At 64.4% G+C, this 13,924-nt stretch carries 13 protein-coding genes and 1 tRNA gene; 6 read left to right on the top strand and 8 right to left on the bottom strand.

Going from position 1 to position 13,924, the window contains the following annotated elements; all coding sequences use genetic code 11:
• Positions 1–11 precede the first annotated feature (11 nt).
• The 5 genes from AC5RTB_RS02275 (at position 12) to AC5RTB_RS02255 (ending at position 4,763) form a co-directional block, all read left to right on the top strand.
• Positions 12–308, top strand: a complete 297-nt coding sequence (locus tag AC5RTB_RS02275; RefSeq protein WP_494059751.1) for a GroES family chaperonin — start codon at positions 12–14, stop codon at positions 306–308.
• Between the two features lie 281 nt (positions 309–589).
• On the top strand, positions 590–1,867 hold the full coding sequence (locus AC5RTB_RS02270; protein WP_494059750.1) for a branched-chain amino acid ABC transporter permease: 1,278 nt from the start codon (positions 590–592) through the stop codon (positions 1,865–1,867).
• Between the two features lie 12 nt (positions 1,868–1,879).
• Positions 1,880–2,863, top strand: a complete 984-nt coding sequence (locus tag AC5RTB_RS02265) for a branched-chain amino acid ABC transporter permease (RefSeq protein ID WP_494059447.1) — start codon at positions 1,880–1,882, stop codon at positions 2,861–2,863.
• Between the two features lie 122 nt (positions 2,864–2,985).
• Positions 2,986–3,966, top strand: coding sequence for an ABC transporter ATP-binding protein (locus AC5RTB_RS02260; RefSeq protein WP_494059749.1), 981 nt, complete (start codon positions 2,986–2,988; stop codon positions 3,964–3,966).
• On the top strand, positions 3,963–4,763 hold the full coding sequence (locus tag AC5RTB_RS02255) for an ABC transporter ATP-binding protein (RefSeq protein WP_494059446.1): 801 nt from the start codon (positions 3,963–3,965) through the stop codon (positions 4,761–4,763). The genes AC5RTB_RS02260 and AC5RTB_RS02255 overlap by 4 nt, the downstream gene beginning before the upstream one ends.
• A gap of 166 nt (positions 4,764–4,929) precedes the next feature.
• On the opposite strand, the gene AC5RTB_RS02250 is transcribed toward AC5RTB_RS02255, so the two are convergent.
• Positions 4,930–6,315, bottom strand: a complete 1,386-nt coding sequence (locus AC5RTB_RS02250) for an ABC transporter substrate-binding protein (protein ID WP_494059445.1) — start codon at positions 6,313–6,315, stop codon at positions 4,930–4,932.
• A 245-nt stretch (positions 6,316–6,560) separates the two neighbouring features.
• On the opposite strand from AC5RTB_RS02250, the gene AC5RTB_RS02245 reads away from it, so the two are divergent.
• Positions 6,561–6,636: transfer RNA gene (locus AC5RTB_RS02245), tRNA-Leu, on the top strand.
• Between the two features lie 13 nt (positions 6,637–6,649).
• On the opposite strand, the gene AC5RTB_RS02240 is transcribed toward AC5RTB_RS02245, so the two are convergent.
• The 7 genes from AC5RTB_RS02240 to eno form a co-directional block, all read right to left on the bottom strand.
• The gene (locus AC5RTB_RS02240; protein ID WP_494059444.1) at positions 6,650–6,967 is read right to left on the bottom strand and encodes a CHY zinc finger protein; all 318 of its coding nucleotides are present in this window, start codon (positions 6,965–6,967) and stop codon (positions 6,650–6,652) included.
• Positions 6,968–7,052: 85 nt separating this feature from the next.
• Positions 7,053–8,489 carry an NAD(P)/FAD-dependent oxidoreductase gene (locus AC5RTB_RS02235; RefSeq protein ID WP_494059443.1) on the bottom strand — a complete coding sequence of 479 codons (1,437 nt, stop codon included), beginning with the start codon at positions 8,487–8,489 and terminating at the stop codon, positions 7,053–7,055.
• Between the two features lie 34 nt (positions 8,490–8,523).
• Complete coding sequence (locus tag AC5RTB_RS02230) at positions 8,524–10,101, bottom strand: S8 family serine peptidase (RefSeq protein ID WP_494059442.1); 1,578 nt, start codon at positions 10,099–10,101, stop codon at positions 8,524–8,526.
• A 4-nt stretch (positions 10,102–10,105) separates the two neighbouring features.
• Positions 10,106–11,050 (bottom strand): Ppx/GppA phosphatase family protein, encoded by a 945-nt coding sequence (locus AC5RTB_RS02225; protein ID WP_494059441.1) that lies wholly within the window; start codon positions 11,048–11,050, stop codon positions 10,106–10,108.
• Position 11,051: 1 nt separating this feature from the next.
• Complete coding sequence (locus AC5RTB_RS02220) at positions 11,052–11,702, bottom strand: DUF501 domain-containing protein (protein ID WP_494059440.1); 651 nt, start codon at positions 11,700–11,702, stop codon at positions 11,052–11,054.
• 52 nt (positions 11,703–11,754) lie between these two features.
• Positions 11,755–12,348 (bottom strand): FtsB family cell division protein, encoded by a 594-nt coding sequence (locus AC5RTB_RS02215; RefSeq protein WP_494059439.1) that lies wholly within the window; start codon positions 12,346–12,348, stop codon positions 11,755–11,757.
• Positions 12,349–12,551: 203 nt separating this feature from the next.
• The gene (eno, locus tag AC5RTB_RS02210; RefSeq protein ID WP_494059438.1) at positions 12,552–13,832 is read right to left on the bottom strand and encodes a phosphopyruvate hydratase; all 1,281 of its coding nucleotides are present in this window, start codon (positions 13,830–13,832) and stop codon (positions 12,552–12,554) included.
• Positions 13,833–13,924 lie beyond the last annotated feature (92 nt).

The following is a 13,924-nucleotide window of genomic DNA, read 5'->3' as shown; positions in this document are numbered from 1 at the left end:
TGCCCCTGAAGATGCTTCATGACCGCCTCCTGGTGATCCTGGACAAGGACAGCAGCGAGCGGCGATCGTCGTCGGGCATTGTCATTCCCGCCACCGCGGTGATGGGCAAGCGACTGGCCTGGGCGGACGTAGTAGCCGCCGGTCCCAGCGTCCGTCAGGTTTCGCGCGGTGACCGGGTGCTCTTCGACCCGGAAGACAAGTCCGAGGTCGACGTCGGCGGCACCGACTACATCCTCCTCCGCGAGCGGGATATCCATGCGGTGGCGCAGCCGGAGACCGACGACGCCGGCACCGGGCTCTACCTCTAGTCGCACCCTGCTGACGGGGAATCGTGAGCCGGCGGGCGTGCGCTACCCACCGGTAACCCGAGCTGACCAGTTGTTATGCAATCGCTATCTTCGAGCTTCCATATGGCGAAAAGTGGCAACACGGCGCAGGTAACATGATCTCCACACTGCGTGACTTCGATCACAGGCTGTAGGGCCGTCGTAACCTCGACGGACAAGCCACCATCGTGGAGGTTCATAACTTGATAACCAAGCCGACGCCGGCATGGCACAGGAGGCTACTCCTCCTGACCGCCGGCCTCATGGCCGCACTGTTCATAAGCGCACCCGCAGCAGGAGCCTCAATACACGCTGCAGGAACCGCCGTGAACCTGCAGGCCCCCGCCTCCGTCCAGGCCGGGGAATTCGAGAACCGGATCAGCGGCGTCCTCAGGGGCGCCGACGGTCCACTTGCAGACGTCCGGATTACCGTCACGGGTGAAGGGTTCGAAGGCGAGACCACATCGAACGAGAATGGATCCTGGAGCATCGGGGTGCCGGAGCAAGGCACTTACGAGGTAGAGCTCGACGAGTCCACGCTTCCAGAAGGCGTTGAACTGGCCGAAGGCCAGCAGAACCCCCGCGACGTCACGTTCGCCGGAACGACCAACATCACCACGCTCTTCCTCTTCGGCGAGGGCATCGTCGCAGGGACCAGCAACTTCATCGACGTCCTGGTCGACCGGGCCGTCGCCGGTCTGAGCTTCGGACTGCTCCTGGCGCTCAGCGCCGTTGGCCTGTCCCTGATCTTCGGCACAACCGGCCTGACCAACTTCGCCCACGGCGAGATGGTCACGGCCGGCGCGGTGTTCGCATTCGGGTTCGCCGCTTTGGGCCTGCCCGCAATTGTTGCCATCATCCTCGCGGTCCTGGCCGGCGCTGCACTGGGCTTCGTCCAGGACGCCGGACTCTGGAAACCCCTGCGCAAGCGTGGCTCCGGCCTCATCCCGATGATGATCGTCAGCATCGGCCTGGCCCTCGCCCTGCGCTACATCATCCAGTTCAACTTCGGCGGCGCCACCCAGCAGTTGCCCGGCGCGCAGGGCCAGATGCTGAACTTCGGACTCGTGTCCATCACCCGGAACAACCTGAACTCGCTGGTCACAAGCCTCATTGTCATTCTGTTGATCGCGTTCCTTCTCCTGCGGACGCGCGTTGGAAAGGCGACCCGCGCGGTCGCAGACAACCCCGCCCTCGCTGCGGCGTCCGGTATCGACGTCGACCGCGTCATCCGGCTGGTCTGGGTGGTCGGCGGCGCACTGGCAGCCCTTGGCGGCATTCTGTGGGCGTACTACCGCCCCGGCGTCTCCTTCAACATGGGCCAGCAAATTCTGCTCCTGATCTTCGCCAGTGTTGTGCTCGGTGGACTGGGCACCGTCTTCGGCGCACTGATCGGCGCCATCATCGTGGGACTCTTCGTGGAAGTCTCCACCATCTGGCTGCAGGCGGACCTCAAGTACGTCGGTGCGCTGCTCATCATGATTCTTGTACTGCTCTTCCGGCCGCAGGGCATTCTGGGCCGCCGAGAGCGCGTAGGTTAGGGGCTATCTGATATGGACTTTGGAAACATTCTTTCCCTCGCCTTCGGCGAGATGATCAGCCCGACGACGGCGGCCTACGCACTCGCGGCGCTCGGCCTGGCCGTGCACTTCGGCTACACCGGCCTGCTCAACTTCGGCCAGGCCGGATTCATGGCGATGGGCGCCTATGGTTATGCCATCTCAACACTGACCTTCGGCGCTCCGGTTCCGGTCGCCATCCTGGTGGCGCTCACCGCCTCGGTGATCTTCGCCGTGGTACTGGGTATTCCTACCCTCCGGCTCCGGGCCGACTATCTGGCCATCGTGACCATCGCGGCTGCGGAAATCATCCGCTACATCGTGACAACCAACGGTCTCACCGAGGTCACCGGATCGGCCAACGGCCTTGCCGGCGGCTTCGAGCGGGGCTTCTTCGCGCTGAACTTCGTGCCCGAGGGGACCTACAACATCGGCCCGGTCAGCATGAACCAGAACGGGCTCTACATCCGCATTGTGGCGTGGACCATCGTCGCGCTGGCCTGCCTGACCGTGTGGCTGCTCATGCGCAGCCCGTGGGGGCGCGTGCTCAAGGGAATCCGCGAAGATGAGAACGCCGTACGGGCACTCGGCAAGAACGTGTACGCCTACAAGATGCAGGCACTCATCATCGGTGGTCTGATGGGCTCCATGGCAGGCATGATCTTCACGATCCCCCGAGGCGCAGTCCAACCGGCCAACTACGCTACTGAGCTCACGTTCTTCCTTTACACGGTTCTGCTGCTCGGCGGCATGGCCACAGTACTGGGCCCGGTCATCGGGGCGATGATCTTCTGGGTTGTCCTCTCGCTGACCCAGAGCCTGCTTTTCGGCGCCATCGAGACCGGCGCCATCACATTCCTCACCAACGTCCAGGCCGGTCAGCTCCGGTACATCCTGGTGGGTGTTGCGCTCATGCTGCTCATGATCTTCAGGCCGCAGGGCGTTCTCGGTAACAAGAAGGAGTTGGCGTTCGCATGAGTGACCCTACTGCGGATCCTGCAGCACAATCCCAAGGAAAACCAGTCGGCCGGCGTGCAGCTCACGCTGTTTCCCAGTCAGCGGAACCGGCCGCCGCCCAGGCGGCTGACGGCATCGACTACATGACCGATTCACGGCCCATCACCGAGGACACCCCCGGACCGGGCTGCCGCAAGCGCGATCCGATCGTCACGGTGAAGAAGGTCACCCGGAGCTTCGGCGGCGTTAATGCCGTCGATGTCGACTACCTCGAGATTCCCCGGAACAAGATCACCGCGCTCATCGGGCCCAACGGAGCGGGAAAGACCACCCTGTTCAACCTGCTCACCGGGTTCGACACTCCGCAGAGCGGCGAGTGGGACTTCGACGGGAAGTCCCTGACAGGCGTCCCGCCCTACAAGGTGGCGCGTCTCGGCATGGTTCGCACCTTCCAGCTGACGAAGGTGATGGGCAAACTCACGGTCATGGAGAACATGCGCCTCGGCGCGACTGACCAGCCCGGTGAAAGCCTGGCGCGCGCCCTGTTCAAGGGCCTATGGGGACGCCGGGAAAAGGAAATCACCGGACAGGCAGAGGTCCTGCTCAGAAAGTTCAAGCTCGACACGAAGACTGATGACTACGCAGCGTCGCTCTCCGGCGGTCAGCGCAAACTCCTGGAGATGGCGCGGGCACTTATGGTCAGGCCGCGCCTGGTAATGCTCGACGAGCCGATGGCCGGCGTAAACCCGGCGCTCACGCAGTCCCTGCTCGACCACATCAAGAACCTCAAGGCAGAGGGCATGACCGTCCTCTTCGTCGAACACGACATGCACATGGTCAGGCACGTTGCCGACTGGGTGGTGGTCATGGCGGAAGGCCGCGTGGTGGCGGAGGGAACTCCCGACGTCGTCATGAAGGACAAGGCAGTGATCGACGCCTATCTCGGTGCCCACCACGACGTCGACCTCGGCGACTCCCACGGCTTCGAGGCCCTCGAAGCCGAACTCTCCCACGACGAGCAGTCGGTCGTCGGAACCGGAGACGCGGGCATCCTGGACCATGCCAAAATCACTGAAATTGAGGGCACGCAGCCAGACACAGGAACAGAGGAGAAGCGGCCATGAGCGAAGCATCAGAAACCGCAGGATCACACCGCGCCACTGGGACCGGTGCAACGGGGGCCACTGCGGCCCAGGGAAAATCCGTCGTGAAGGTCACGGACCTGGTGGCCGGCTACCTTCCCGGAGTGAACATCCTGAACGGCTGCTCGATCGAAGCGCGGTCGGGTGAGCTGATCGGGATCATCGGCCCCAACGGTGCCGGCAAATCGACCCTGCTCAAGGCAATGTTCGGACTGGTGAAAGTACATTCCGGCACGGTGGTGGTGCGGGACCAGGACATCACCGGTTTGAAAGCGAACAAGCTGGTCAGCAGGGGCGTGGGGTTCGTCCCCCAGAACAACAACGTCTTCGCTACCCTGACCATCGAAGAGAACCTCCAGATGGGCATGTACCAGCGCCCGAAGGACTTCAAGGAACGCTTCGACTTTGTCACCGGCCTCTTCCCCGAACTCGGCAAGCGGCGTGCCCAGCGGGCGGGATCCCTCTCGGGCGGCGAGCGCCAGATGGTGGCGATGGGCCGGGCGCTGATGATGGAACCGGCGGTTCTGCTCCTTGACGAGCCGTCCGCCGGCCTCTCCCCCGTCAAGCAGGACGAGACGTTCCTGCGGGTCCACGAGATCAACCGGGCAGGAGTCTCGGTCATCATGGTGGAGCAGAACGCCCGCCGCTGCCTGCAGATCTGCGACCGAGCCTATGTTCTGGACCAGGGCAAGGACGCCTACACCGGTACCGGACGCGAGCTCATGAAGGACCCCAAGGTCATTCAGCTCTATCTGGGGACCCTTGCCGACACGGCGTAGGCGCAAGTTTGCAGGAACGCCGTAGAGGCTCTCTCCGCTCAGGAGAGGGCCTCTACGGCGTTCAGGGCCCTGTACACGCGGCGACGTCATTCCCGGACACAGAGGAGCCCCTCCCGGCTGGGAGGGGCTCCTCTGTGTGCCTGTGACTCAGGTGGTGCGGAAGTTCTTAGAGCTTGCCCGACTCGGAGCGGTAAGGCTGCGGGACGTTGTTCTCGTCGAACTCGTAGATGCCGATGAAGGCTTCGGTCGGGTCACCGTTCTCATCGAACGTGATCGGGCCGGAGATGCCCTGGTAATCGATATCTTCACCGTTGCGCTGCAGGGTGACGCAGCCCGCGTAGTCGAAGCACTCTGTGCCTTCCTTGGAGACTGCCTCGAGTTCCGCAGCGATTGCGGCTCCGTCAATGCTGCCGGCTGCGTCTGCGGCCAGGGCAATGAGGTTTACGGCGTCGTAGCTTTCACCCGCGTAGTTCCAGACATTCAGGCTGTCGTCGATCTCGGCTAGATCTTCCTTGAACTGGTCGCCTGCGAAGGAGCCGGGCTGGGTGCCCTGCGCGCCTTCGAGGGTGCCTGGATCGAGGTCCGCGCTGTAGTCGGCGGTGTTGCCGTCAACGAAGAACATCGCGTTTGGATCAACGCCCTGACCGGTCATCAGCGGGATGATGCTGTTGGCCTGGTCGAAACTGATGACCACGTAGGCGTCAGGTTCGGCTGCGACGAGCGCATCCACCTGGCTGCTGAACTGCGAGTCGCCCTCGTTGAAGAGCTCCTCCGCCACAACCTGGCCGCCGGCGCCCTCGACGGCTTCCTTGATGCTGGACTGGAGGCCGGTACCATACGCGTCGTTGAGGACGATCATACCCACGGTCTGTGCGCCACAGGCCATGATGTAGTTACCGAGGACTCGACCCTGGAGTACATCGGATGGCGCGGTACGCCAGTACAGACCGTTGTCATCCCAGTCCGTAAAGTCCGGCGATGTGTTGGCAGGCGACATCTGGATAACGCCCGCACCGGTGATCTGGTTGATCACCGTCTGCGATACGCCCGACGACGCCGCACCGACGATGGCGCTCACGTCCTGCGACAGGAGGTCGGTGACGGACTGGGTTGCGATGTCAGTGGTGGTGTCGCCGGAGTCGCGGTGGATGATTTCAACGTCCTGGCCCAGCACACCGCCGGCCTCGTTGATTTCCTGGACTGCCAGGTTGACACCCGCGATTTCAGGGGGACCGAGGAACGCGAGAGCGCCCGTGGTGGGCAGGAGGGACCCAAGTACAAGCGGATCTTCGGATGTGGTTTCCGCCTCGGGTACTGAGCTCGGGTCGCCCTTCTCACCGGGCTCGGGGGCTTCGCCACCCTGACTCTCGGGACAGGTCAGTCCCGACCCTGCCGCTGCCGAAGTTGTTTCGCCGCCTTCTCCTTCGGGTGTGGGATTGCCACCGCAGGCAGATGCGAAGAGTGCGACGCCCAGGCTGAGGGCGGCAATCTTCGCTGCGCGCGGAGCAGTCTCCCCGATGCTGATCCGCGCGGAGTTACGTGTTGCTGTCATGAAATTTATCTCCTCGATCGAAAGGCTCGGTCAGCCTTTGATGCGATCACCAGGTGTTCCTGATATATGAAAAAGCTAGTGCAAAAGCGTGTCTAAGATAAGCAAATCTGGTTACATCCTTGTAACGCTGGTCACAGGGGTTTTCTCCTGCTTCGGCGCTGAACGGTTCGGCGTGCGCAGGGTTCGCGTATTCTTGATGGGACGCTCAGGCGGTGCACCCGCCCGTCAGCCGCGTCGGAAGTTACGCCCCAGTAGCCCAATGGCAGAGGCAGGAGACTTAAAATCTTCACAGTGTGGGTTCGAGTCCCACCTGGGGCACCATCGCGTACGCGAATCAGTTCGTGGCGAAGTACAGGTGTTTATGGAGCCGGCAGCCCGGGTTGAAGGGCGCCTGGCACGAGGAACAGTCGTCGGCGTCGAGGTAGTCCAGAATTGTCATGGTCTCGCCGCAGACTCCGCAGAGAATCGCGCGCGTATCCTGCTCCCCCTGTGGCCACACGGACGCCTCATGGCCGGCCGTTTCCTCATGGCAAAGGTGGCACGGGTAGAACTCGCCGCAGCATTTGAACCGGATGGCGACAACGTCGAGGTCGGTCCGGTAGTGCACGCATCGGGTCTGGTCGTCGACTGTCTTGCCGAGGACATTGATCACGATCCAGAACTATAGCCGCTTAAACAACGACGGCGGCACCCGTCCGGGTGCCGCCGTCGCCTGCACAACTTCGCCTCAGCAGATTCTAGGCCTTGGCGTTGATCTTCTCCGTGTCCTCGGAACGATTCGCATCGAGGGACGGGGTTACCTGCTTCTTCGGCGGAGGGGTAGCAGCCTCGCGGAACTGGCGACGCGGGGTCTGCAGGTCCATCAGCTGCGTGGTGTCACGTCCGAAGACAAAGCCGATGACCCAGTTGCCCACCACGCGTGCCTTGCGCTCGAACATGGGCATTGCCATGCCGTGGTAGCCGCGGTGGGCGAGCCACGCAGGCAGACCGCGCATGCCGAATCCCATGATGTTGGCGACGCCCTTGTACTGGCCGAACCCGGCAACCGCGCCCAGGTTCTTGTGCTTGTACTCTCGGACGCGGCCGACGCCGTACCGTTCGGCGTAGATGTTATCGGCGAGAAGCTTGGCCTGGCGTACAGCGTGCTGTGCGTTCGGGACGCAGAAGCCGCCGACACCGCCACCGGAGAGGTCAGGCACGGCAGAGACGTCGCCGGCAGTCCAGGCACCGTCCAGCGGGCCGTCGTCGCCGGTGATGCGCAGTTCAGCGCTGGCGCGGACACGGCCGCGCTCGTCGATCGGGAAGTCGGTGTTGCGGACAACGGGGTTGGCCTGCACGCCTGCGGTCCAGACGAGGGTGTCGGTCTCGAACTCATCGGCCGCGGACTTGTCCGGCATGTTGATGAGCTTGAGCCTGCCGTCCTTGGCGCTGGCGAGCGAGGTGTTCAGCATGACCTGCACGCCGCGTGCTCGCAGGTGCTCCACGACCCACACGGCCTGCTCTTCGGTGACCTCGGGCATGATGCGGCCCATGGCCTCCACGAGCACGAAGCGGATGTCGGAACGCTTGAGACGGGGGTTCTTCTTGACGGCAGCACGTGCCAGGTCTTCCATTTCGGCGAGCGCCTCGATGCCGGCAAAACCGCCGCCGACAACGACGAAGGTCAGCGCGCGGTCGCGCTGAGCGCCCGGCTCCATGAGTGAGCCGGTCTCGATGCGCTCCAGCAGCTGGTTACGCAGGGCGACGGCTTCCTCGATGGTCTTGAGGCCGATGCCCTCCTCCGCGAGCCCCTCGATCGGGAACGTGCGGGTGATAGCACCGGCAGCAATGACGACGTCGCGGTAGGTGAGCTCGAACGGCGCGCTGCCGTCTGAGGGTTCAACGGTTGCCGTGCGCGAGGAATGGTTCACGCCGGTCACCTTGCCCGTGATGAGCTCGGTGTCCGTGAGGTGCATGCGGTGGGAGACGACAGCGTGACGCGCCTCGATGTTTCCGCCGGCCACCTCGGGGAGGAAGGGCTGGTAAGTCATGTAGGGCAAAGGGTCAACGAGCGTGACGATGCCGCCGTGATCCTTCACCTTCTTTTGCAGCTTGTGGGCTACGTAGAGGCCAACGTAGCCGCCGCCGACAACAAGGATCCGGGGACGATCAGAAAACTTGGAGGTTTGAGCCATGAGGCCAGCGTACCGGACTTTGTGAAAATCTTCACTAGCGGGGGTTGGAGGTTGTCGACCCAGTAGTGTCCGTCTCTCCCGACGCCGGATCTTCACCCGCAGTGCCGGCGGTTTCCGTCCCGTCCGGCGGCTGGTGGCCGTGACCGTTTGCCGCGCGGCCATCCCGGTATACCCGGACCACCTGATACGTCCCGCCGAGCAGGATGAAGAGGATCAATCCTCCGAATCCGAACACGATGACGCCAGGCAGCGAACTGGCGGTTGCGGTCCGCTCCTGGGCTACCGGCACGGTAGGTTCAGGGATATCGGGCAACGGCTCCTCGGCGGGGGCAGGTTCCGGCGGCGGAGGCGGAGGCACCTCGCCGCGGCGGTACGTCTCGATGTACTGGGCCATGCTCACCACACCGCCGGCGCCCAGGAGGCGCTCCTCGGGTACAGCGAGTTCCGCGTTGACCGCAGCATCGGCGTCGAGGATTCCGTGGCCGTAGATGGTGTCCTTGCCCGGTATCCCGGCATCGTGCGCCGTCATGATGATCCGGTTGATCACCTGTGCGGCCGTCAGGTCCGGATACTTGGCGCGAATGAGCGCCGCAACCCCGGAGACCAGTGGCGCAGCGCCGGAGGTTCCTGACCATTTGCTTGCGTAGAGCCCACCCGGCAGGTTGCCGACGAGGTTCTCGGCCGGGGCCGCGATTCCGATGCTGATGCCCTCGGAGGAGGATTCACGACTCGCCACTCCAGTGGTGTCGAGTCCGCCCACCGCGAGAACACCGGGCATGGTGGCGGGGGCGCCGACCTGCACCGATCCTCCGGCGCGGTTGCCTGCAGCGGCGACGATGACGACGTCGTTCTGTTCCGCATAGAGGAACGCTTCATCCCAGCTCTCCGGCCAGGTGGGCGACGTGCTGCCCAGCGACATGTTGATCACTGAGGCACCGTTGTCCACGGCCCAGCGGACGGCTTTGGGAATCTGTTCGTCGATGCTCACCCCTGCCGGATTGGGGCCGCTGGACTCGCCCCCGATCCAGAGCGATACCGCAAGCAGCTCGGACTCAGGTGCGACGCCGATGACGCCGTCCGGTCCGCGTCCCGCAGCCTGAACCGCGGCCTTTCCCGCTTCCTCCGCCTCCCTGGAAGCCTCAACCGCGGACTTCGTCTGCGATGCGGACTTCGTCGGGGAGGCGGCAGCGGATGGAGAAGCAGAAGCAGACGGGCTTTCAACCGGTTCTTCTGCTTCATGTCCACGGCCCGCAAGCAGGCTGGCCACGAGCGTGCCGTGTTCGGGCACCTCACCGATGCCGCGCTGCCCGTTAGGCGCTCCGGCACCGGAGACATCCGTACCTCCCGTAACCACTCCTCCCAGATCGGGGTGGCTTCCGTCGACGCCGCTGTCGATCACCGCGACGGTCACACCTTCACCTTTGGTGTCTTTCCATGCCTCGGTGACGCCGTATTCCTCAAGCCAGTATTGGCTGTCCCGGATCTCCGCGCCGTGCGCGCCGGCGCTGTCAGCCGGACCGACGACGGCGGTTGCAAGCCCCAGCGACACCGCGACGACGGCGGCGACGGACCTGGGAACGAGAGTGCGATGATGCAGGGCGGGCACTGTCATTGCGTCACTTCCGGGAGGCGGCGCTGAGGGCAATGCCGTCGAGAATGTCGTGTTCGCTCGCGACCGCACTGCTAACGCGCCCTTCAGTGGTCTCGGTGACGCGCTGGACGATGGTGCGCCAGATCAGGGCGCCCGCGCCGATGACGTCCACGCGTCCGGGGTGCATGTAGGGCAGGGCCTTGCGTTCGGAGCGCGGCAGGTGCAGCAGTGAGGTGGTGGCGCGGTCGATCTCTTCAACGCTCAGCTCGGAGCCGTGGATACGCTCGGACTGGTACTCCGGAAGCTTCAGCGCATGTGCGGTAACGGTGGTGATGCTGCCCGCCACTCCGATGATGCCCTGCACAGAGGCCAGGTTCACCTCGGCATCCGCCTTGTCTATCATCCTGCCGATCTCTTCCTCGGCAGCGGCAACTTCCTCCTCCGTCGGCGGGTCGGAGCGCAGGAACCGCTCGGTGAAACGTACACACCCCATGTCCATGCTGCGCGCAGCGATGACCTGGTTGCCGGTACCCACGACGAACTCTGTGCTTCCGCCTCCGAGGTCCACCACAAGCACGGGAGCGTCGCTTTCGCCGGCGAGGACGCTGGCGGCTCCCGAGAACGACAGTTCCGCTTCCTCGTCGCCGCTGACAACCTCCGGTTCAACCCCAAGGCGGTCGCGCACACCGGAGACAAAGACGTCGCGGTTGCTCGCGTCCCGCGTGGCCGAGGTCGCCACGAAGCGGACGCGCCCGGCGCCGTGCTCCTTGATCAGTTCTGCGTATTCATCCACGGCCCCGAATGTCCGCTCCAGCGCCGCGTCGGAGAGCCTGCCGGTCGCGTCAACGGCTTCCCCGAGACGCACCACGCGCATCAGGCGAACGACGTCGGTGAGACCGGCACCGTCCTCAACATCCGCGATCAGCAGGCGAATGGAGTTCGTTCCACAATCGATGGCTGCAGTACGCATGTCAGGCCTTCCCTTCACCCGTTCGACGTTCGGCACGTTTCCTGTCCAGTTCATCTGGGCTGAGTCCCTGTGTCTTCACATGACGGCTGAGGTCGCGATTCGGCGCGTCACCGCTCACGTCCCACGCGCCTTCGCAACGGCACTCCCCCGCCGTCCACCACTCCGAGATGTCAGCCAGCGCCTCATCACCGAGCGGGTTCACTCCGGGACCCGCGGCGAGGGAATGGCCCACCAGAACATGGAGGCACTTCACCCGGGTGGGCATTCCGCCTGCGGACACCCCGTCGATCTCCGGCACCGGACCGATGCCGCTGCGTTCCCCGATCTCGGCGCGCGCTCGCAGGTACGCTTCGTGTGCCCGACGATAGCGGGCGGCCAGCTCGGCGTCGTGCTCAAGCCGCTCCGTCATGTCAGTCATGGTCCCGCCGGCTTCAAGGCGGGACACCGCAGCGGTGATGACCGGGTGCGTCAGGTAGTAGGTAGTGGGAAAGGGGATGCCGTTGCTGAGCCGCGGGGCTGTGGTGGCCACCAGCGGATTGCCGCAGACACACCGGGCGCCGATCTCGACGACGTCGCGAACCGGGCGCCCCAACTGCCGGCTGAGCGTCTCCAGATCAGCTGGTGTGGGTGCAAGCGGGTTGCCTTCCGTCACTGCGGTCCTTCCTGTCCCTTGATGCGCTGGGGAAATCCCCGCGCAATCAAGGTTAGTCGGTGGCAGCGCGCTCCACTGATTCCCAGAGCGCATCCGCCCACGGCAGATCCTCCGGCGAAGCGGCTGACTGCTGCTCTTCGGACGACTCGACGGCTGTCCCGCCCTTGACCAGGTACCGGGTTTCGCCGGGCATCACCAGAAAGAGCCGGTCACGTGCCTGCTGCTTGATGTAGGCGGGATCTTCCCAGCGGGCGATCTGCGTTTCGAGGGCGTCCTGCTCCTGCTGCAGGGCGGTGATGCGGTCCTGCAGGGCAGCCGTCTCAGCCTGCTGCTGCAGGTAGGTGCGTACGGACGGCGCCAGCAGCACCGTGATGGTGACAAGCACGACGGCGAGTGCCAGCAACCGTCCGGAGAAGGCTTTGGCGGGAATCGGCTCGGCGTCCTCCGCCGGAACGATGATGCGCTCCGATGAACGGCGGAACGGAGAACTCGCGGTTCGGATGGCTCCGGCGAGCTGGGAACGTTCCGCCGCCCGGGCCTCGGACGGCGATGTTTTCTTCCGTGGCGGGGATGCCGCAGAGGACTGCGTCCGGGGAGCGTCCTGCTTTTCCGTCTTGTGGCTCGCGGTGGAGGGCGTCGGACGCACTGAAGCGCCCTGGGTACCAGGGCGCTTCAGTGGCGGTGTCGGCTGCCTCTGCCCGTCCGTACGCGCTCGTGTTGTGCGCGGAACGCTGGGGCGTCGGGTGGACATCGGACTCCTCGCTCAAGCTTCGTTAGGCCGCCGGGCCGGGCGAAAGCCCGAGGTCGGCGGTTACCTGCTTAACGAGGGTAACGCCCGATGCCCGGTGATCAGGCAGTGAAACGCGGGAACGCGGAACGACCGGCGTAACGCGCGGCGTCGTCCAGTTCCTCTTCGATGCGCAGCAGCTGGTTGTACTTGGCAACACGCTCGGAACGTGCGGGGGCGCCCGTCTTGATCTGGCCGGCGTTCGTTGCGACGCAGATGTCCGCGATCGTGGTGTCTTCCGTCTCACCGGAGCGGTGTGAGGTGATCGTGGTGTAGCCGGAGCGCTGGGCCAGCGAGATGGCGTCGAGCGTTTCGGTGAGCGTACCGATCTGGTTCACCTTCACGAGCAGGGAGTTGGCCGTGTCGGCCTTGATGCCGCGCTCGAGACGGACAGGGTTGGTGACGAAGAGGTCGTCGCCAACGAGCTGGACCTTGCCGCCGAGGGAGTCGGTGAGTGCCTTCCAGCCTTCCCAGTCTTCCTCGTCCAGCGGATCCTCGATCGATACCAGCGGGTAGTCGCGTACGAGCTCTTCGTAGTAGGCGCGCATGGCCGCGGAATCGATCGCCTTGCCCTCGAAGTGGTAGGCGCCGTCCTTGTAGAACTCGGAGGCGGCGACGTCGAGAGCGAACGCGATGTCGGTGCCGGGGGTGTAACCGGCGCGCTCGATGGCCGAGGTGATGAGGTCGAGGGCGTCCCGGTTGGAGGGCAGGTTGGGAGCGAAGCCGCCCTCATCGCCGAGGCCCGTGGCCAGGCCCTTCTCGTTCAGGACCTTCTTGAGCTCGTGGTAGACCTCAACGCCCCAGCGCAGGCCCTCGGAGTAGGACTCAGCGCCCAGGGGAACGATCATGAACTCCTGGATGTCGACGTCGGAATCGGCGTGCGAGCCACCGTTGAGGATGTTCATCAGTGGGACGGGCAGGACGTGCGCGTTGGGTCCACCCAGGTAACGGTAGAGCGGCAGCGCGGAGGATTCGGCGGCTGCGCGGGCGATCGCCAGGGAAACGCCGAGCATGGCGTTGGCTCCCAGGTTGGACTTGTTCTCGGTGCCGTCCAGGTCGATCATGGCCTGGTCGATGGCGCGCTGGTCGCCGGCATCGAAGCCGAGTAGTGCGGGCTGAATCTGTTCGATGACGGCTTCAACGGCCTGGAGGACGCCCTTGCCGAGGTAGCGGTCCTTGTCGCCGTCGCGGCGTTCGTTCGCTTCGAAGGCGCCGGTGGACGCACCGGAGGGAACGGCCGCGCGGCCGAAGGTGTCGTCGTCGAGCAGTACCTCGACCTCAACCGTGGGGTTGCCGCGGGAGTCAAGGATTTCACGTGCGTGGATGGCATCAATAATTGCCATGGAATGCTCCTGTTCATCAAGGGTGTACGAAGGTTCTTCATACGGACAGCGGAAAACGTGCTCAACCCGGACGGGCTGATGCGTCTACGCGG

It is taken from the genome of Arthrobacter sp. M71 S08, assembly GCF_059089725.1.
Note: the sequence above shows the minus strand (reverse complement) of the source record. Positions and strands in the feature narration are given on the sequence as shown.